This window comes from Acinetobacter beijerinckii CIP 110307, assembly GCF_000369005.1.
In the GTDB taxonomy this organism is placed as follows: domain Bacteria; phylum Pseudomonadota; class Gammaproteobacteria; order Pseudomonadales; family Moraxellaceae; genus Acinetobacter; species Acinetobacter beijerinckii.
In genome coordinates this window covers 760,530-779,835 of the sequence record NZ_KB849764.1, presented here as the reverse complement: position 1 = coordinate 779,835, position 19,306 = coordinate 760,530, and the positions used below count along the sequence as shown (strand labels likewise).

At 37.1% G+C, this 19,306-nt stretch carries 16 protein-coding genes; 10 read left to right on the top strand and 6 right to left on the bottom strand.

Translation table 11 applies throughout. The annotated features are described in order from the left end of the window. Nucleotides 1–9: 9 nt before the first annotated feature. From F933_RS05245 to F933_RS05235, 3 genes are read left to right on the top strand one after another with little or no spacing between them, the layout of a single operon-like run. Nucleotides 10–2,949, top strand: a complete 2,940-nt coding sequence (locus F933_RS05245; RefSeq protein ID WP_005059063.1) for an insulinase family protein — start codon at nucleotides 10–12, stop codon at nucleotides 2,947–2,949. 21 nt (nucleotides 2,950–2,970) lie between these two features. Continuing rightward, nucleotides 2,971–4,140, top strand: coding sequence for a phospholipase A (locus tag F933_RS05240; RefSeq protein WP_005059062.1), 1,170 nt, complete (start codon nucleotides 2,971–2,973; stop codon nucleotides 4,138–4,140). Beyond that, nucleotides 4,141–4,668: a cysteine peptidase family C39 domain-containing protein gene (locus F933_RS05235; protein WP_005059061.1), complete on the top strand. Its 528-nt coding sequence runs from the start codon at nucleotides 4,141–4,143 to the stop codon at nucleotides 4,666–4,668. It abuts the gene before it with no gap. Here the strand turns inward: F933_RS05235 and F933_RS05230 are convergent. The 4 genes from F933_RS05230 to ilvA form a co-directional block, all read right to left on the bottom strand. Further along, entirely contained in the window at nucleotides 4,656–5,993 is a 1,338-nt protein-coding gene (locus F933_RS05230) for a TrkH family potassium uptake protein (protein ID WP_005059060.1), read from the bottom strand. The genes F933_RS05235 and F933_RS05230 overlap by 13 nt on opposite strands. Next, entirely contained in the window at nucleotides 5,994–6,644 is a 651-nt protein-coding gene (locus F933_RS05225; RefSeq protein ID WP_005054156.1) for a potassium channel family protein, read from the bottom strand. A gap of 266 nt (nucleotides 6,645–6,910) precedes the next feature. Next, the gene (locus F933_RS05220; protein WP_005059057.1) at nucleotides 6,911–7,276 is read right to left on the bottom strand and encodes an SCO4402 family protein; all 366 of its coding nucleotides are present in this window, start codon (nucleotides 7,274–7,276) and stop codon (nucleotides 6,911–6,913) included. A gap of 150 nt (nucleotides 7,277–7,426) precedes the next feature. Further along, the gene (gene ilvA / locus F933_RS05215; protein WP_171065925.1) at nucleotides 7,427–8,971 is read right to left on the bottom strand and encodes a threonine ammonia-lyase, biosynthetic; all 1,545 of its coding nucleotides are present in this window, start codon (nucleotides 8,969–8,971) and stop codon (nucleotides 7,427–7,429) included. Between the two features lie 98 nt (nucleotides 8,972–9,069). Here ilvA and rpiA point away from each other — a divergent pair, with 98 nt between their 5' ends. Next, nucleotides 9,070–9,741 carry a ribose-5-phosphate isomerase RpiA gene (gene rpiA, locus F933_RS05210; RefSeq protein ID WP_005059053.1) on the top strand — a complete coding sequence of 224 codons (672 nt, stop codon included), beginning with the start codon at nucleotides 9,070–9,072 and terminating at the stop codon, nucleotides 9,739–9,741. Continuing rightward, the gene (locus F933_RS05205) at nucleotides 9,741–10,433 is read left to right on the top strand and encodes a M48 family metallopeptidase (RefSeq protein WP_005059052.1); all 693 of its coding nucleotides are present in this window, start codon (nucleotides 9,741–9,743) and stop codon (nucleotides 10,431–10,433) included. The genes rpiA and F933_RS05205 overlap by 1 nt, the downstream gene beginning before the upstream one ends. Here F933_RS05205 and F933_RS05200 read toward each other — a convergent pair. Beyond that, a complete protein-coding gene (locus tag F933_RS05200) occupies nucleotides 10,426–11,943 on the bottom strand; it encodes a hypothetical protein (protein WP_005059050.1) in 1,518 nt (505 codons plus the stop codon). The genes F933_RS05205 and F933_RS05200 overlap by 8 nt on opposite strands. A gap of 347 nt (nucleotides 11,944–12,290) precedes the next feature. On the opposite strand from F933_RS05200, the gene argC reads away from it, so the two are divergent. The 5 genes from argC to F933_RS05175 all read left to right on the top strand — a co-directional run bounded on the left by argC (nucleotide 12,291) and on the right by F933_RS05175 (nucleotide 17,524). Continuing rightward, the gene (argC, locus tag F933_RS05195) at nucleotides 12,291–13,340 is read left to right on the top strand and encodes an N-acetyl-gamma-glutamyl-phosphate reductase (RefSeq protein ID WP_005059049.1); all 1,050 of its coding nucleotides are present in this window, start codon (nucleotides 12,291–12,293) and stop codon (nucleotides 13,338–13,340) included. A gap of 81 nt (nucleotides 13,341–13,421) precedes the next feature. Continuing rightward, complete coding sequence (locus tag F933_RS05190) at nucleotides 13,422–14,171, top strand: DUF6776 family protein (RefSeq protein WP_005054148.1); 750 nt, start codon at nucleotides 13,422–13,424, stop codon at nucleotides 14,169–14,171. A gap of 22 nt (nucleotides 14,172–14,193) precedes the next feature. Further along, nucleotides 14,194–14,604, top strand: coding sequence for an ATP-dependent Clp protease adapter ClpS (clpS, locus tag F933_RS05185; RefSeq protein ID WP_167539058.1), 411 nt, complete (start codon nucleotides 14,194–14,196; stop codon nucleotides 14,602–14,604). Between the two features lie 272 nt (nucleotides 14,605–14,876). Beyond that, a complete protein-coding gene (gene clpA / locus F933_RS05180) occupies nucleotides 14,877–17,162 on the top strand; it encodes an ATP-dependent Clp protease ATP-binding subunit ClpA (RefSeq protein ID WP_005059046.1) in 2,286 nt (761 codons plus the stop codon). Further along, on the top strand, nucleotides 17,162–17,524 hold the full coding sequence (locus tag F933_RS05175; protein WP_005059045.1) for a YnfA family protein: 363 nt from the start codon (nucleotides 17,162–17,164) through the stop codon (nucleotides 17,522–17,524). Before clpA ends, F933_RS05175 begins: the two co-directional genes overlap by 1 nt. A gap of 53 nt (nucleotides 17,525–17,577) precedes the next feature. On the opposite strand, the gene F933_RS05170 is transcribed toward F933_RS05175, so the two are convergent. Further along, on the bottom strand, nucleotides 17,578–19,152 hold the full coding sequence (locus tag F933_RS05170) for an ATP-binding cassette domain-containing protein (protein WP_005059043.1): 1,575 nt from the start codon (nucleotides 19,150–19,152) through the stop codon (nucleotides 17,578–17,580). Nucleotides 19,153–19,306 lie beyond the last annotated feature (154 nt).

Below are 19,306 nucleotides of genomic sequence, written 5' to 3'. Positions count from 1 at the left end.
GGAGATCACATGACGGTCGATGTTTCTGAAAGCATAACTCAAACGATTCACCCTGCGTTTCAGCTATTACGTCAACATCATGTAGAAGCACTGGATATTCAAGTTTCAGAATATAAGCATAAAGTGACAGGTGCGGCACATTACCACTTGGCAACTACGAATGATGAAAATGTATTTTTGGTTGCATTTAGAACGCAACCTATGGATTCAAAAGGTACAGCGCACATCTTAGAACATACTGCTTTATGTGGTTCTGAGAAATTTCCTGTACGAGATCCATTCTTTTTGATGATTCGTCGTTCGCTTAATACTTTTATGAACGCATTCACTGCTGCAGATTGGACAGCTTATCCTTTTGCAACTCAAAATAAAAAAGATTTTCAAAACTTATTGTCTGTATATTTAGATGCTGCTTTCGCTGCGAATTTAAATCCATTGGATTTTGCTCAAGAAGGTATTCGTATCGAGCTTGAAAATGATCAAGCCGTTTATAAAGGTGTTGTTTTTAATGAAATGAAAGGAGCAATGAGTTCCCCTACAGATCAACTCTATCATCAGCTTGCTTATCATTTATTCCCTAAAACAACGTATCACTACAACTCCGGCGGTGATCCTAAAGACATTCCCGATTTAAGCTACGAACAGTTGGTTGAATTTTATAAAACGCATTATCATCCAAGTAATGCAGTATTTATGACTTTTGGTAATCAAAGTGCTTATGAGTTGCAAGAGCAGTTTGAAAAATTGGCTTTGCACAAATTTTCAAAAGGGACAACATTATATTCTCAACCAGAGCAACGCCTAACTGCACCAATTGAAGTGACTGAAAGTTATGCGGTCGATAGCGAAGATTTAAAAGATAAAACGTATCATGTTATGTCATGGCTATTGCCAGAAACCAGTGATATTAAACTTCGCTTAGGTATGCGCTTAGTTGAAGGAATTTTATTAGAAAATTCTGCTTCGCCATTACGTCATTATTTAGAAACATGCGGTTATGCGCAGTCTACTGGCCCTTTGATGGGTGTAGATGATAGTAACTTTGAAATGACTTTCTATTGTGGTGTACAAGGTTCAGATGCCGAACATGCTGAAACATTTAAAAATGGCGTGTTAAATATTTTAAATGAAGTTGCTTCTAAACCCATTGATACTGATTTAGTTGAAGCAATTCTTCATCAAATTGAATTACATCAACGTGAAATTAATGGTGATGGCACACCGTATGGTTTGAGCTTGATTTTAAATGGTTTAGGCAGTGCAATTCATCATAATGACCCAATTCATGTTTGGGATGTTGATGGTGCAATTGAGCAGGTCAAAGAAGAATTAAAAGACCCGATGTGGTTATCCAATTTAATTCAAACTCATTTATTAGATAATCAGCACCGAGTGCAAATGACACTTATACCTGACGCGACGAAATCTATAAATGAGCAGCAAGAAGAAAAAGATCGACTTGCAGAAATTACTGCGAATCTAACTGATGCTGAAAAAGTTGAGATCAGAGAAAAGACGGAAGCGCTAAAGCAACGTCAAGACACACCTGACAACCTAGAATTGTTGCCTAAAGTAGGTTTAGAAGATATACCCGCTGAATTGCAAATTGTACAAGGTCAACTGCGTGAGATTATCTGCAATGGATTAGACACACCTCTAAACCTATATCATGCAGGTACCAATGGTATTTATTATCAACAAGTTTTGATTCAAATTCCTGATGAGATCGTACAATCGCCTTACTTCAATTTACTCTCAATTTTAATGGGAGAGGTTGGTGCAGATGAATATGATTATCTCGAGTTTCAGCAAATCCAAACAGCTGTTAGCGGTGGTTTGGGAATGGGAGCATCTTTACGTAGTAAGGTTGATGATAAAGATCGAATTAGCGCTTGGTTAACCTTGACCACAAAATCGCTTACACAAAAACTCGATGCAATTCAGTTGTTAAAACTTGCATTTGAACAGCTTCGTTTTGATGAAAAAGATCGAATTATTGAGTTGTTACAGCAACGGAAAACACGTTGGCATTCGCGTTTATCTGGTTCCGGTCATAGCTATGCTATGCAGGCAGCTTCTCGTCAAATGAGTGCATTAGCTCGCCGTGATTATCATAATACTGGTTTAGGTGCATTAAATTGGTTGAGTGAGCTTGTGGCTAAGATCGATCAAGATGAAGCAGCTTATGACGCGTTGATTGCTGAGTTGCAATCGATTCATCGAAAACTTATGCAAGCACCTAAACAATTCTTATTGGTTTGTGAAGAGCATCAATCTGATCGTTTGGTTGAAGAGGTTCAGAATGTTTGGGATAAATTAGCAGTTGATAAAACAGCGGTTGCTTTAACTCAACTAGAGCAAATCAACACAAATCATGATGAAGCTTGGTTGATTCAAACAAATGTTCAATTTTGCTGTGCGGCATATCAAGCAGTAGATGTTGCTCACCCTGATGCTGCTTCGCTTATGGTCTTAGCTGCTTATTTGCGTAACGGGTTCTTGCATAGTGCAATCCGTGAAAAAGGTGGCGCTTATGGCGGTGGGGCAAGTTATGATGGAAATGCTTGTTCATTCCGTTTCTATAGTTATCGAGATCCACGTTTAGCAGAGACTTTTAGTGACTTTGAGGCGAGTGTTCAATGGTTATTAAATACAGAGCAACAAGCACATCAACTTGAAGAAGCGATTTTAGGATTAGTGGCAAGCATGGATAAACCAGGTTCGCCTGCTGGTGAAGCCATTACGGCTTGTTATGCTTTGTTACATGCGCGCACACCAAAGTTCAGAAAAACTTTGCGTGAAAGATTATTAAATGTAAATTTAGATGATTTAAAACGTGTAGCAAAACAATATTTGCTGGAGCAAACACCAGTAAAAGCTGTTGTAGCACCATTTGCAAAACGAGATGAATTGCAAAAACTTGGATTTAAAATTCAACAAGTGAATTAAAATAAAGCATCGGAGAAATTTATGGCGTTCAAATCTTTTGAACGTAGTCATTTGGAGTTAAGTGTGCTTGCCATACTTAGCTCTTTAACTACTTCATATGCAAGTGCTCAAGTTACTGAACCTGCAAGCCCTGCAACTGCTGAAGCTTGTGTTGCATTAGCATCTAGTGCTGATCGTTTGGCTTGTTATGACAGTCTGTTTAAAGCCCCAACGGTTATTCAAGCTCAACCTCAGGTATCTGAACCCGTTATCGCAGCATCTCCAGCAGTTGCTAAAATTGAAAATCAGCAATCACAGCCTGAAAGCTTAAAAGAAAAAGTTGTTCAAAAGGTGAGTGATTTGCATTTGTTCAGTGCCGCGCCTAAGTTTGATCCGAATGTTTCATTACTTGATCGACGTTGGGAACTGTCGGAAGAAAGTAAATTAGGGGTATGGAATATTCGAGGATACCAACCTGTTTATTTACTTCCTGTATTTTGGACGAGTGATAAAAACGAATTCCCAAGCAGCCCAAATCCTCAAAATACGGTAACAGATAAACAAGAACTAACATCAAGTGAAGCTAAATTTCAACTTTCACTGAAAACTAAAGCGTTGGAAAATATTTTCGGGAATAATGGTGATTTGTGGTTGGGGTATACACAATCATCAAGATGGCAAGTATATAACTCAGAAGAATCACGCCCATTTCGAGAAACGAATTACGAACCTGAAGCAAGTTTAATGTTTAGAACAAACTATGAAATTCTAGGTCTAAATGCACGTTTACTTGGTGTAACTTTAAATCACCAATCTAATGGTCGTTCTGATCCTTTATCACGTAGTTGGAATCGCGTTATTTTCAATCTAGGCTTTGAAAAAGACAATTTTGCATTGATGTTACGTCCTTGGTATCGGGTAGAAGAAGATGCAAAAGACGATAATAATCCTGATATTAAAGATTATATGGGACGTGGCGATTTAACTGCCTTCTATCGTCATAATGCAAATGAATTTTCTCTCATGCTGCGTCATTCATTAAAAGGTGGTGATCGTTCGCATGGTGCTGTTCAATTTGATTGGGCTTTCCCGATTAAAGGTAAATTGCGCGGACATTTGCAGTTGTTTGATGGTTATGGTGAGAGTTTGATTGATTATAATCATCGCGCGACTTATGCGGGGCTTGGTGTCTCATTAATGAATTGGTATTAAATGAGTTTAAATATTCCAAAACCATTATTACAGCTTGAAGCAAATTGTGGAGTTTTCGCCGTTTGGTTGATTTTAAAGCAATATCAAACAAGTATTGATATTGCTGATTTAATTCGATTGTGTCGACATGATCATCAAGAGGGAACTTTTACAATTGCTTTGGCTGTGGCACTGAAAAAATTAGGCTTTAACGTCTCATTTTATACTGCGCCTGACCCTGATATGGATCAAAATGAAAAGCAAATTTATCTCGATGCTCAGCTTCTCCAAATACCCATTGAAGCAGCTTTAACGTATCCTCAGCTTCAGCAGCAGTATGAAGAAGGTAAATTTGTGATCGTGTTTTATGACACTTTACAAGGCGTAGGTAATCAATCCCTTGTCTATTCAATGGATGAAAGCGAAATCAGTTTTTGTGATCATTTTGATGTGATGTCCAAATATGTATTTGAACAACAACATCAAGCCGAAGGGGTTTGCCAGCAAGCAATTGTGATTGAGCAACCGGTAAATTATTATCCAATTTGAATATTAGCATTTGCATGTTTCAAGCGACTTTTTTTCGGAGTGGCTATGAGATATGCAAGCGTGAGTGGACCAAGTCTTCCCGTATACATGAGTAGACTCAATATAAATAAACTACCATCATGCAACTCACTTGTAACGCCACGTGATAAACCCACTGTACAAGCAGCTGAGACAACTTCAAACATCAAATCCATCACATCTAATTTTGGCTCCAATAAGAAAATAATAAAGCACCCTATAAATACAAGCATTCCTGTAATAGCACTAACAGCAAGGGCTTTGTAAGTCGTTTCATGAGAAATTGAATGATTAAAGATACGAATTTCTTCATTACGACGTAAAAATGAAAGTACACACAGCAATAAAACCACAAAAGTGCCCACCTTAATTCCACCTGCGGTACTAAGAGAACCGCCACCAATGAACATGAGCAACATCATTAAGAGAGCAGTACTATGCTCCATCGCACCAGTATCAATTGTATTAAAGCCTGAAGAGCGGGGAACAGTTGCTTGAAACCAAGCATTCATCGCCTGTTCGCCTAAAGGCATTGAGCCTAATGTCAGAGGATTATTTGATTCTAATAACCAGATCAGAATGAAAGCAATCAAATTTAAAATAGCAATTGTGCTTAATATGAGTTTGCTGTTGGGACTCAGTTTACTCCATCTCTTATTTTGTTTTACATCAATCAGAACGAGAAAACCTATTCCACCTAAAATGTAAAGTGTACTGATGGTTAAGCAAATTAAATAATGACTTTGAAAATTAATCAAACTGTTATCAAAAAGTGAGAAACCAGCATTGTTAAATGCTGATATGCTGTAAAAAACTGAGTAATAAAGTCCTCGATCAAAACCATAGATGGGAATAAAAGACGTGCTTAAAATAACTACACCAATCAACTCAAAAAAAAGTGTATAAATGACAACACCTTTTGCTACAAAAGTAACTTTGGATAGGCTGGTTTGACCTAAGCTATCTTGAGCCATCATTTGTTGTCTTAATCCAATCTTAGGTGCCAAACTTAAGGCTGCCAAAATTGCGAAGGTCATAAAACCTAAACCTCCAGACTGAATTAATAATAAGATAATGAATTGCCCGAAATGATTAAAGGATTCGTTTAAATTCACTACAGACAAACCTGTAATCGTTACAGCTGAAGTTGCTGTAAATAAAGCATCCATCCAACTCAGATTGCCTTTGTTGGCGAAGGGAAGTTTAAGTAAAAGTGTTCCAATTACAATAAAACTTAAAAATCCAACCGCAAGCATTGAAGGTGGACTTAGATTAAATTTCTTTTGACGATGAGTTTTGGTTTTCATTTATTGAAAGCACTCAGAAAGTTTTTTTAGATCTTTTAATAAACCTTCAAGGATGAGTACATCACCTTGATTTAAAGTAAAACTACTATCAGTTTCATAGAAAATTTGATTATTTCTTTTAACTAATAAAAGTTTAACTTGTGGTGATAGATGCATCAATCCAGATAAGTTCACACCTTGTAATTTTTCTTTGATTGGAACTTTAATTATATAGTGATCATCATCCAAAGCCATATATCGGCTGACCATTGGATAATTCAGTGCCTGAGCGACCCGTACGCCCATATCTTCTTCTGGATGAATGATTTTGGTGATATTTAGGTGAGATAAAATTGTATGATGTGCTTTTGTTTTAGCCTTGACTAATATTTTTTCAACACCTAAATTTTTAAGATTAAGTACACAAAGAATACTCGCTTCAATATCTTCACCAATAGCAACAATAACTGCATCACAATTCTGAATATTAAGTTCTTCTAAAACATGTTCATCTGTTGCATCTGCTATAACAGCATGTGTGATTTGATCGGCTAGATTTTCAACATTTCTCTTAATGGTGTCGATCCCAATGACATCATGATGAAGTTTGGTTAACTCTAATGCGACAGTTGCACCAAAACTACCTAAACCAATGACTGCGAACTGTGCCATAGTGATCCTTAACTAAATGATAAAAATGTCTTTTTATTTATTTTAAGATGGATTGATTGATCTGATTGTAATGATTTTGTTTGAGTTGGAGGATCTACATTTGTCATTGCTCTTATAAAAATAAAAAGCTATCTTTAAACAGAATTCCTAATAGATTTTGGTTGGAATCTAATTTCATTGAGTAAATATTTTCTGATAGCAATCATCAACCTGTTTGGTAGGTATCCTATAGCACAGTGGTGGAATGAGTTAAATATAGAGACATCCTAATTAAGATTGGATTTTTCAATTATATCTAATGCTTTTTGTGCGGTGTAGATTATGTTTTTCCATTCTGGTTTGTAAATGTAATCGGTGTCTAATAAATAAACTCCATATTTATCAAGTATTTTATCTAAGATTTCAGTTAGATCTTTAATGATATGAATCTCTTCTTCCGATTCTAAAATCCAACCTAATTCACGTGCAGTATTATTTGCTAATTGAGTATCATCAAAGAAAAAATGAATTATGTCATCTAAGTCCATATCAAGAATTTTCTCATTTTCCTTAATATTGAATTTGTTAGGATAAGTGGCTAGATCTGTTAAGTATACAATTAAATTTTCTCTTCTTTCTTTATGCTTTATCATGTCTTCTCCACCATATTATGCTGATAATGTCTGGTCTAACTATAAGGTTGAAATGAGACGGATGATTTTATTTGAGTTGATACTATATAAGATTCATTTCTATTCCAAAAATAAAGCCGACATCATGTCAGCTTTATTTCGTTAGGTGGATTATTTTAGGAAACGCTTATATCCAATATTGTTGCTGATTTCAGCATATGGATAAGTGATTTTCTCTAAAGTTTCGATCAAACCATCAGGATTTTGCTTTGCATCAGTCGCCTGTAACCCAACAAGCACACGACCTTCGGCTGCACCATGATTTCGATAATGGAATAGGGTTATGTTATGGGTAGGACCTAGGCGCTCCAAGAACATTAATAAAGCACCTGGACGTTCTGGAAATTCAACGCGAAATAAACGTTCATTTTCAATATTCGCATGTCCACCGATCAAATAACGTATATGAAGTTTTGCAACCTCATCATCGGATAAGTCATCAACTTCATATTGTTGTTTTAAAATTTCATGAATTTCGTGACGCTCTGTTTCACCGCCTTTTAGACTAATACCAACAAAAACCTGCGCTATATTACTGTCACTGGCTCGATAGTTAAATTCAGTAATATTGCGACCTTGTAATGAACGACAGAAATTAAGGAATGCACCTTTTTGTTCAGGAATGGTCACAGCATAAATTGCTTCTTTACGTTCACCTAATTCGGTACGTTCGGCAATATAACGTAAGCGGTCAAAGTTCATGTTTGCACCGCAAACGATTGAAACCATGTTTTTGTCAGTCAATTGATGTTCTGCAATATATTTTTTGATACCAGCTAAAGCCATCGCACCTGATGGCTCAACGATACTGCGATTTTCATCATAGGTATCTTTGATTGCAGCACAGATTTCATCTGTATTTACCGTAACAATTATTGGGTCAACAATTGGGCCTGAATTATCTGATTTAGATAAACGGATCATTTCAAAAGGCAATTCACCAATTTGAGCAACCGCTGTGCCATCAGCAAACAAGCCAACATGAGGTAAAATCACACGCTCATTGGATTCAAGAGCAGCTTTTAAACACGCAGACTCTTCGTATTCGACACCAATCACTTTGACATGTGGCGCAACTTCACCTAAATAGGCAGCGACACCTGCAATCAGTCCGCCGCCACCAACAGCAACAAAAACATATTCAACATCACGCCATTGACGCAATATTTCATTGGCAATCGTACCTTGTCCGGCAATAACCAATTCATCATCGTAAGGGGGGATGAAGACTAAACCTTCATCTTCTGCGCGTTGTTTTGCATATTTGTTGGCAACATCAAAGCTATCGCCGTGTAAAACCACCTGACCACCAAGATTTTTAACCGCTTGAACTTTAATATCAGGTGTTGTGCTTGGCATCACGATAATCGCATGAATATCTAATTTTTTCCCTGATAAAGCAACACCTTGTGCATGGTTGCCTGCCGAAGCACAAATAACGCCACGCTCAAGTTGGTCTTTTGGAAGTTGGCTAATACGGTTATAAGCACCACGTAATTTAAAAGAAAATACAGGTTGTAAATCTTCACGTTTAAAGCGAATGTTATTGTTAATTTTTTGACTAATTCGGGGAGCTGCTTCAAGCGGTGTTTCAATCGCAACATCATAAACCGTTGCTTGTAAAATTTGTCGTACCACACGAGACAGCATGTTCATCTTCCCTATAACAGTTTAAAATAGGCGATCATTGTAGCAAACCCCTGTGCATTTGCGCTGTTTTCTTAGTGCAAATGTCAAAATAGTTGAGTGAAGTCATGAGTCTATATGCAACCCAAGATGAAAAGAAACAAGCTGCTGCAAAAGCAGCTTTAAAGCATTTGCCTAAAGGCGGCATTTTGGGCGTAGGAACAGGTAGTACCGTTAATTTTTTAATTGATTTGTTGCCTGAATTGCAATTAGAGGCGGCTGTGGCAAGTTCAACGGCTACTGCTGAACGTTTAAAAAAGTTAGGTATCGAAGTGGTCGATATGAACTCAGTTGGTGGTTTAGATGCCTATGTTGATGGTGCAGATGAAATTGATCGTCATATGCATATGATCAAAGGTGGTGGTGCAGCGTTGACTCGCGAAAAAATTGTTGCCTCTATTGCTAAGAAATTTGTATGTATTGTTGACGACTCAAAGTGGGTAGAGCAATTAGGTCGTGATTTTCCACTTCCTATTGAAGTCATTCCAATGGCGCGTTCAGCAGTTGCACGTAAAATCGTTGCTTTAGGTGGTGATCCCGTTTATCGTGAAGGCGTAGTGACGGATAATGGCAATGTTATTTTGGATGTGTTCAATTTAAATATCTTAAATGCACTTGAGTTGGAAAGAACACTCAATAATATTCCTGGTGTTGTGACCAATGGAATCTTTGCCTTGAACCCGGCAACCATTGCAGTCGTTGCAACTGATCATGGGATCGAAGAGCGCACCGCACAATAATGGATTCAGTTTCATTGGAAACGCAATTACCTGAAATAAAAATTGTTCGACACGCAAGGGCAAGAAATTTGCGCTTGCGTGTCGAGCCAACTGGTATTCGTTTAACAGTGCCTTTATCGTGCAGTAAAAAACAGATACAGCAATTTCTGAATCAGTCTGAACAGTGGTTGATTAAGACTTGGTCGCAGCAACAAAACAGAATTAGCGGAACGATCACGATTCCAGAACAATTATATTTATTTTTCCATTCCCAACCTTTTCAAATAATTCAGCAGCAACAACGTCATATTTTTAAATTTGATTGGGAGAAACATATTTTATTTGTTCGAAATCAGGAAGCTGAAAAAGCAGTGCAGGCAGCTGTTAGCGGTTATGCAAAGCAGTTTCTTCCAGAATATCTAAAAAGTGTCAGCCAAGAAATTGGATTAATATATCAAGAATGTAATATTCGAAGACCTAAAACAAGGTGGGGAAGTTGTAGCTCAAAACATGACATTATGCTAAATGCAGGTTTAGTGCTAATGCCAGAAAGTATTGTCCGATCTGTTTGTGTTCATGAATTAGCACATACTAAACATTTTGATCATAGTGCTGCTTTTTGGGGTGAAGTTGCAAAATATGATAGAAATTATTTGGAGCATCGCAGGCAATTAAAAAGTACTCAATTGCCTGCTTGGTGGTCTATTAACTAAAACTACATTCTAATTGCGTGGTTTGTAGTTGGTCGGGTGCTTTTCTACTATCAAGTCCAGCACTAGCACTCATGACTTGGTTCGACTTAATTTGAACTTGAACAAATGTATATTGTAAGGTTGCATTATTTGGTTCAGTAGAGCTACTGTTTAAAATATACTGATTATTTGCTTTATCGACCTGTAATAAATTATCTGTACTATCCGCATCTAAAACTGAACGATAAATTTGAGAACCTTTAATTAACTCAAGTGTTCCATTGGCACGAATGTTTAATTGGCAATTGTTAATTGTATCTTGATAATGACCAATTAAGTATTCAATAGATGGTAAATTTGGATTAATGATATTGATGCCAGTCAAGCCTTGTTTGCAAGGATAAATAGAACCATTACAAGTTGCTGTAGTGTCTACAAATCCAACCGCACGTCTATAATCGCCAGCGCCAATAGTACGTACATTAATGGTTGAACTATGGGTTGGTTCAGTACCAGTGTATGTATACTGCGTAAGTAATTTATAACCATTAGGGTTAGTGGTATCTTGTCTAGCATTTCGTGCAAGTAATAATACTGCCTCTTTTAATGAGTTGCCAAATTGAACGCGATTGTTCTTCTGATTTTCGGCAATATCTTTAGCGTTGTTTTTATTTGGATCAATATTTTCAGGAGATGGAGTGATTAAAGAGTTTAATACAGATTTGTCACCTCGAATGGTATTTGCATCTAGATAGCCATCCTTTAAGTCGATTGCAATGTTTTTTGTAAAGTTTTCAAATGCATTTTCAGGATATTTTGCTGCCCATTGTTGAATATATCCGTAACTAAAGAAAGCGGTTGTGTAAACCGCAGGACGAGTATTTATATCTTCTGCATTTAAATAACCAAGTTGATATTGAGGATATAAACTTGGTAGGTCAAGACGAATGAATGCATTAAATAATGCTGAGTTTACATCTTGCGTAGCAAGTTTTAAATGTAATGAACTGATATTTAATGGATCTTCAGCTTCATTTGGCAATTGACCAGAACGTATAAGTGCACGTTGATAAATTGCTTCAGATGTTGGTGTTAACAAAATAGTTTGAGTCAGGTTGCTGACATCTACATCAACCAATGCATGAAAAGTAGAATTAAAACTTTCATATTGACCAGTTAGAAAATTATAGATTAATGATTCTGGAGTTGTAGATATCTCTATGCGATGTAAATGATTTTGCGTTAGAACTTTAGGGAGTGTAAGGTTCACGTTTAATGTTGTGGTTAATTTTTGTTCCATAATTAAACTATTATCAAAGTTGTCATAAATCCTAATGACAACATCTCTCATATCAACTGGAACTTTAATGTTAAAGTTTTTCGGTTTTGGAACAGAAACTATTGGGGTGTTGTCAATTTTTGCTTCACTTTCGCCACTTCCACATCCTATCAAAGCTGAGCTAAGAAAAAGGGTGCTTACACCTAAAAAGATACATTGCTTTAATCTTTGTTTTGATCTCAAAGAAGGCATTCCAGCTCTCCAAAATTTACATCCATGAAATTTATTATTACCACTCGCTTTTTATTCTATGCGAATACTAAGGTGATTCAATAGCATTTCTTGACCAGTGGTAAAATGTTTGCATTTTAAACATCTTTTACACTGTTTTTAGTCGAATAGCGAATATTTATATCTATCTTTTAATATAGAATTAGATGCTAATTATTCCTTTTTATCCCTTAAAGAAAATTTATTTGTGAATTATTAATACAAACTATTGCTGCTGAAAATACCATATAACTTATAGGCTTATGCATTGAGAAAAGTTGATCAAACTGCCATACTATATAACTGATATAAAGTTAGAGGCAGAACACGTGATTTCTATTGGAATTGTTGGTGGAACGGGTTACACAGGCGTTGAATTGTTGCGTCTTTTATTGAAGCATCCACAAGTCCAAGTACGTGTTTTGACATCTCGAACTGAGGCAGGAAAACCTGTGGCAGATATGTTCCCTAGTTTACGTGGACATACTGAACTTAAATTTTCTGATCTTGATCTGAGTCAACTTAAACAGTGCGATGTGGTATTTTTTGCAACTCCACATGGTGTTGCAATGCAACATGCAGAAGAATTAGTTGCTGCTGGAACTAAGGTTATTGATCTTGCTGCTGATTTTCGATTACAAAATCTGTCTCAATTCGAGAAATGGTACGGTATGCAACATAACTGTCCAAATATCTTGATTGATTCAGTTTATGGTTTAACTGAGTTGAACCGCGAAAAAATTAAACAAGCTCAAGTAATTGGTAATCCAGGTTGTTATCCGACAACGGTTCAACTGGGTTTGGCTCCATTACTTAAAAATCAAAACGGTTTGATTAATCCGCAGAGTATTATTGTCGATGCGAAATCTGGAGTATCAGGCGCAGGTCGTAAAGCAAGTTTGGGCATGATTTATAGCGAGAATGCAGATAACTTTAAAGCATATGGTGTTGCAGGACATCGTCATCATCCTGAAATTGTTGAAGCATTAGAGAATATTTCTGGACAAAAAGGACAATTCGATCATTTGATTTTTGTTCCACATTTAGTACCAATGATTCGAGGTATGTTAAGTACAATTTATGTTGATTTGACTGAGCAAGGTCAACAAGTAGATTTACAAGCACTATATGAAGAATTTTATAAAAATGAACGTTTTGTTGATGTAATGCCAGCAAACAGTTCACCAGAAACTAGAAGTGTGCGTGGTGCAAATGAATTACGTATTGCTTTATATAAACCGCAACCAAATAAATTAATTGTCTTGGTTGCCCAAGATAACTTGGTTAAAGGCGCAGCGGGGCAGGCTGTTCAAAATATGAACTTGATGTTTGGTTTTGATGAGTCTGCTGGTCTGAATGGAATTGGTTTATTACCATAAAAAACGCTTTTTTACTTCACACACATTTAAATTTGGATTTAAATGTGTGCTTTGATGTAGACCATAACGATAGAGATGATGATGGAAAACGCTGAACCGACTATTTCTCCAGAAAGTTCCGTTAAAAAAAATAAATTCCTAAAAACGAATTTACCCTTATTGATTGCCGCTGCTTTATTAATAGGTAGTAGTTTCTTAATTGGATATACTGTTGGGCATCGTCAAGGTTTGACAGTTGTTGGTTACGATGCAGATGCGGAACAACTTGTCGATGTGGTCCAAAAGCAAAAAGCTGCTCTGGATTCTGTCAGTAAAAGTCTAAATGCCGCTGTACAAGAGCGAGATATGGCAGTTGATAATGCTGATGAGCTGTTTAAAGGTATTAATCAGGCAAATGCAGACAAACTACAGTTTGAAAATATGAATGCCATTTATCGCGAAACACTTAGACAGCGTGGTGGTGTAAGTTTAACAATTCAAAACTTAGCGATTAAGTCTTTACCTGAAAATGCTTTTGAATACCAAATTGATCTAGTTCAAGTAAGTCCAAATAAACGCAGAGCAGTGGGTAGTGTTGAATTGCGATTAATTAAAGGTACTGAAATTTTAGATATACCATTAGAAGACAAAAACTTTAATTTTGATGATTTTGAGCGTTTAACTGGACGTTGGACGATGCCTAAAGGCTTTGTTCCTCAATTTATCGAAGTTAGATTATCTGGTGCAGGTACACCAGTGATTAAGCGATTTAGTTGGCAGCGTGGTGCACCTGTAGATCTAAATTCAGCTTTTGTGTCTGAAATTCCCCAAGCCGAAGCAAATGCTCAGTAAACTCACAGATTAAGAATTGAATATGCGAAGATATAAACGTCAAATGAATTTAAGTGAAGTGAAAAATTCATTTCATCAATCTGGTTATATTGATTGGCACTTAAATCCACGTTTAAGTGATTCGCAAGAGGAACATGAGGGTGAGGTTGTTGTACAAACGGCACCACCTGAATTGAAGCTACCGCCTTTATATGCTGTTGTATTATTAAATGATGATTACACGCCAATGGATTTTGTGATTGAAATTTTACAAGAGTACTTTTCAATGAACTTAGATCAGGCAAGTCAGGTGATGCTTACAGTTCATTATGAAGGTAAAGGAACGGCAGGTATTTATCCACGTGATATCGCGGAAACAAAAGCCAATCAAGTAAATAATTATGCACGTTCTCAAGGGCATCCTTTATTGTGTCAAATTGAGCCGAAAGCGTAATTTTAATATCTATTTTCTATAAATAATGAGCTTGCTTTATTTTTAAACGATCAGGCTCTTATTGTTTCTTTGTAATTGAATTTTTACAACAATACTTTGTTTTGAATCTTGACCAAGATACTCAACTAATGCTAACACTAGAATATGAAGCGAAGACTCTTGAAGATGTGCATTAAATCACCTTTACAAGAACTCTGCTGAATGAGCCAATAATTAGCTTTTTCATAAATTAAATATGTTTTTGATCAAGCATCAGATAATAAGGGGGTTACATGCTCAGTCGTCAATTAGAAGTATCGTTACGTTTGGCTGTTAGCATGGCTCGTCAAAAGAGACATGAGTTTCTGACTGTTGAACATTTGTTGCTTGCATTACTGGATAATGATTCAGCCGTAAATGCTTTGAAAGCATGCGGAGCTGATATCGTTACTTTACGTAAAGAGTTAGAGGAATACGTAGAGCAACATACCCCGAAACTTGGTGATAATAGCGAACAAGCTCCTCATCCAACTGAAAGTTTTGATCGAATTTTGCAGCGTGCAATTTTTCATGTTCAATCTAGTGGTGGAGATCGTACTGTTGAAGGAGCAGATGTTTTAGTTGCTATGTACTCTGAACGAGATTCTTTTGCAGTCTATTTACTTAAACGTCATCAAATTAATCGTTTGACACTGACTCAATATTTATCTCATGGTACCCGCAAAGACGAGATACAAGTTGAAGAAGAAGTTGAAGACATTGAAGGCGAGAATTCAGCTTCGGCAAATGCTGGGCCACTTGAGCAATATACACTTAATTTAAATATTGAAGCGCAAAAGGGTAAAACAGACCCTTTAATTGGACGTGAAAAAGAAATTGAGCGAGCAGCTCAGATTTTATGTCGTCGTCGTAAAAACAATCCACTTTTAGTGGGTGACCCTGGCGTAGGCAAAACCTCGATTGCAGAAGGTTTAGCTTGGTTGATTGTCAACGGTAAAGCACCTAAGCCACTTGCGAATGCTGAAGTTTACAGTCTAGATATTGGTGCACTTGTTGCTGGAACAAAATATCGTGGTGATTTTGAGAAGCGTTTGAAACAACTATTAAATGCTTTGAAAAAGAATCCTAATGCGATTTTATTTATTGATGAAATTCACATGATCATTGGTGCAGGCTCAAGTATGGGTAGCACGATGGATGCATCGAATTTGATTAAACCTGCTTTGGCAAATGGTAGTTTACGTTGCATTGGCTCAACGACCTTCCAAGAATATCGTCAAGTGTTTGAAAAAGATCATGCTTTATCGCGTCGATTCCAAAAAATTGATGTCAATGAACCAAGTATTGGCGAAACGATTGAGATTCTACGTGGTCTGAAATCTAAGTTTGAAGATTTCCATCATGTTGAATATGACGACAAAGCACTCGTTGCTGCGGTTGAGTTGTCAGCGAAATTTATTAATGATCGCTTTTTACCTGATAAAGCAATTGATGTAATTGATGAAGCAGGCGCACAACGCCGATTGAAAGCTGAAGTCGATGGTACAACAATTTCAGTTGAAAATATTGAAGATATTGTTTCTAAGATTGCACGTATTCCACCTAAGACTGTGTCTAAAGATGATAAGTCTGTGCTTGAGAATTTGGAGCGTGATCTTAAACGTGTTGTATTTGGTCAAGATGAAGCAATTACAGCACTTGCATCAGCAATTAAATTATCTCGTGCTGGCTTGAAAGCACCTGATAAACCAGTGGGTAGTTTTGTTTTTGCTGGTCCTACAGGTGTGGGTAAAACTGAAGTTACGAAACAACTGGCAAAATTGCTCGGTGTAGAGTTAGTCCGTTTTGATATGTCTGAATATATGGAGCGCCATGCAGTTTCTCGTTTGATTGGTGCACCTCCAGGCTATGTTGGCTATGATCAAGGTGGTTTACTGACTGATGCGATCCATAAAAATCCGCATTGTGTGCTCTTGCTTGATGAGATTGAAAAGGCACATCCAGATGTATTTAACTTGTTATTACAAGTCATGGATCATGGTGCTTTGACGGATAACAATGGTCGTAAATCTGATTTCAGAAATGTGATAATTGTGCTCACAACCAATATTGGTGCAGAGAGTATTGTCCGTGCAAGTATTGGTTTCACTGAACAAGATCATAGCGCTGACAATCAGGATGCAATGAAGCGTGCGTTCTCACCTGAATTCCGTAACCGTTTAGATGGTGTGATTCAATTTAAATCACTTCCAACCACAATTATCGATTCAGTGGTGGACAAGTTCTTAACCGAGTTGCAAGCGCAACTCGATGAGAAACAAGTAGTACTTGATGTTGATCAAAGTGCGCGTGATTGGTTGTCTACCAATGGTTATGACCGTCTGATGGGTGCTCGTCCAATGCAACGTCTGATTCAAGAGCATTTGAAAAAACCGCTTGCAGAGATGATTTTATTTGGTGAGCTTGCTGAACATGGTGGTAACGTTGCCGTTTCTGTGAAAACAGAGAATGGCAAAGACGTTGGCTTAAAATTGGAAGTATTTGAAGATCATATTAACCCGAGTGCTGAACCTGCTTAATGTTTGAACCTTCTTTCTCGATAACCCAAGTACTTAAAGTATTTGGGTTATTTTTCGTCACAGCAATTGCTGAAATCTTAGGTTGTTATTTTCCATATTTGATTTTGAATCAAGGAAAATCATATTGGTTGTGGATTCCAACGGTTTTAAGTTTGGCTATGTTTGTTTGGTTGCTGACTTTGCATCCAGCAGCATCAGGTCGTATTTATGCAGCCTATGGCGGGATCTATATTTTTACCGCCTTGTTGTGGCTGCGCTACGTTGATCAAGTGATGCTGACACGTTGGGATATTCTAGGTGGTCTTGTTGTGCTGTGTGGTGCAGGCTTAATCATTTTACAGCCACAAGGTTTAGTTCGTTAAAAGTAATCAGCATGATGCGCATTGTTTCCATGATGATCTATGTCATTTAAAGATTAACTCAGTAAATAGCTTTCATTGATTCCGCATTCTTGAACAAAATTTTTATCATGCGATACCAATATCACAGCACCATTATAGGAACGAATTGCTTGTGCTAGTAATTCACGCGATTCGATATCGAGATGGTTCTCTGGTTCATCGAGAAGTAACAACTCAACGGCTTGTTGTTTTAAACCCAACAATGCCACTTTCAAACGTTCTCCACCGCTCAATTTTGCTAAAGGACTCAACGCCTTATCTCTACGGATTTGTAGGTTGCCTAATAGGGTGCGTGCCTGTTGCTCGGTCAGATTTGAATCTATACCACATAGATATTCAACGGCAGATAGATTTTCATTGAGTAATGAAAGATTCTGATCCAGATAGACAGCACTTACTTTGCAATAAATCTCTCCTGCAAGTGGCGGGATTAAGCCTTGAAGGGTTTTGAGTAAAGTGGATTTACCCGTACCGTTTGCGCCACTTAAATGCAATTTTTCACCAGTTGTTAGGGTTAGATCAATTGGCTGTGTTTTTGCATAAGTCAGTTGTAATTGCTGACAGCGTAAGATTTCACCTGATTTACCAGTCGTTTGAGTAAATTCAAAAGACTGTGATTTGAGATGCTCCAGTTGCGTTTGTTTTTGCTGTAACTCATCTTTTGCATCTGCAAGCTGTTTGCTCTGTTGTTTTCGTAAGTGCGAAAGAGATTGCTCAGATTGTTCTTTCTTGGCATCCAATAAAATTGGTGCTTGTGAACCAGAAGCCCTTAGCTTTTCACCAGATTTTTGCCGTTTCTGAGCTTTTATCTGGCTTTGATGTTGCTGTTCTTTCAGTTGCTTTAACTCACGCTTTTCTTGTTGCACTGCGTGTGATAATGCTTCAACTTTTAAATGGTGTTGCTGCTGATATAGCGCATAGTTGCCACCGTAATAATGTAATCCGAGTTGATTTAAAGAGAAAATGCCTTGTACGTGAGACAGCAGTTGTCGATCATGACTGATAATCAATCCGCCTGTAGGGTGTTGAGCCATTTGTTGAATTAACCATTCACGTCCTAGTGTGTCCAAGTGATTACTGGGTTCATCTAGTAATAGGTAATGATCTTTAAGTAAAAATAAGCGGCACAATGCTAATTTAGTTTTTTGACCTTCACTCAAATTTTGAGTAGGAGTATCCAGCGCTGTAGGTAGGTTTGCACTTTCTAAAAGTTGTTGCCATTCAGTTGGTAAATGCCAGAGATTTTCAACCTGCTCGTAATCTGCAAATGATGCGATACCTTGCTGAATGCGTTCGAAGCATAAATATAAATCTTCAATGTCTAAGGTCTGAGCAATTGTAGAAGTTTGTACACGTTCAATCTGAGCGAGATATTCATGTGGATTTTGCCATAAGATTTGACCTGAATAGGGCAGCTCTGTTGTCATTTGCTTTTGTAAAATAGACATGAGTAATGACTTGCCTTGACCATTACGTCCGATCAGACCTGTAAACTGATACAAAGGTAGCTGGAAAGTAAGATGGTCAAACAGTTTTTGCTGAGCAAGTTCGAGTGATAAGTTTGAAACTATACATGCCTGTTGAGTCATAAGAAACCTCATAAACAGGATATGCAAAATAGGTGAAATAGATATTTTTGAAAAATAAAAAATCGCTAAACGATAGATAAGTCTATTTTGCACATCAAAAAGAAAAAGGAAATTTGATGATAGAAATAGGACTTACTTCATTGGCGTGATCTCA

Coding starts and splice junctions, on each gene's coding strand:
- F933_RS05245 (WP_005059063.1), top strand. CDS start 10: ATGACGGTCGATGTTTCTGAAAGCATAACTCAAACGATTCACCCTGCG.
- F933_RS05240 (WP_005059062.1), top strand. CDS start 2,971: ATGGCGTTCAAATCTTTTGAACGTAGTCATTTGGAGTTAAGTGTGCTT.
- F933_RS05235 (WP_005059061.1), top strand. CDS start 4,141: ATGAGTTTAAATATTCCAAAACCATTATTACAGCTTGAAGCAAATTGT.
- F933_RS05230 (WP_005059060.1), bottom strand. CDS start 5,993: ATGAAAACCAAAACTCATCGTCAAAAGAAATTTAATCTAAGTCCACCT.
- F933_RS05225 (WP_005054156.1), bottom strand. CDS start 6,644: ATGGCACAGTTCGCAGTCATTGGTTTAGGTAGTTTTGGTGCAACTGTC.
- F933_RS05220 (WP_005059057.1), bottom strand. CDS start 7,276: ATGATAAAGCATAAAGAAAGAAGAGAAAATTTAATTGTATACTTAACA.
- ilvA (WP_171065925.1), bottom strand. CDS start 8,971: ATGAACATGCTGTCTCGTGTGGTACGACAAATTTTACAAGCAACGGTT.
- rpiA (WP_005059053.1), top strand. CDS start 9,070: ATGAGTCTATATGCAACCCAAGATGAAAAGAAACAAGCTGCTGCAAAA.
- F933_RS05205 (WP_005059052.1), top strand. CDS start 9,741: ATGGATTCAGTTTCATTGGAAACGCAATTACCTGAAATAAAAATTGTT.
- F933_RS05200 (WP_005059050.1), bottom strand. CDS start 11,943: ATGCCTTCTTTGAGATCAAAACAAAGATTAAAGCAATGTATCTTTTTA.
- F933_RS05190 (WP_005054148.1), top strand. CDS start 13,422: ATGGAAAACGCTGAACCGACTATTTCTCCAGAAAGTTCCGTTAAAAAA.
- clpS (WP_167539058.1), top strand. CDS start 14,194: ATGCGAAGATATAAACGTCAAATGAATTTAAGTGAAGTGAAAAATTCA.
- clpA (WP_005059046.1), top strand. CDS start 14,877: ATGCTCAGTCGTCAATTAGAAGTATCGTTACGTTTGGCTGTTAGCATG.
- F933_RS05175 (WP_005059045.1), top strand. CDS start 17,162: ATGTTTGAACCTTCTTTCTCGATAACCCAAGTACTTAAAGTATTTGGG.
- F933_RS05170 (WP_005059043.1), bottom strand. CDS start 19,152: ATGACTCAACAGGCATGTATAGTTTCAAACTTATCACTCGAACTTGCT.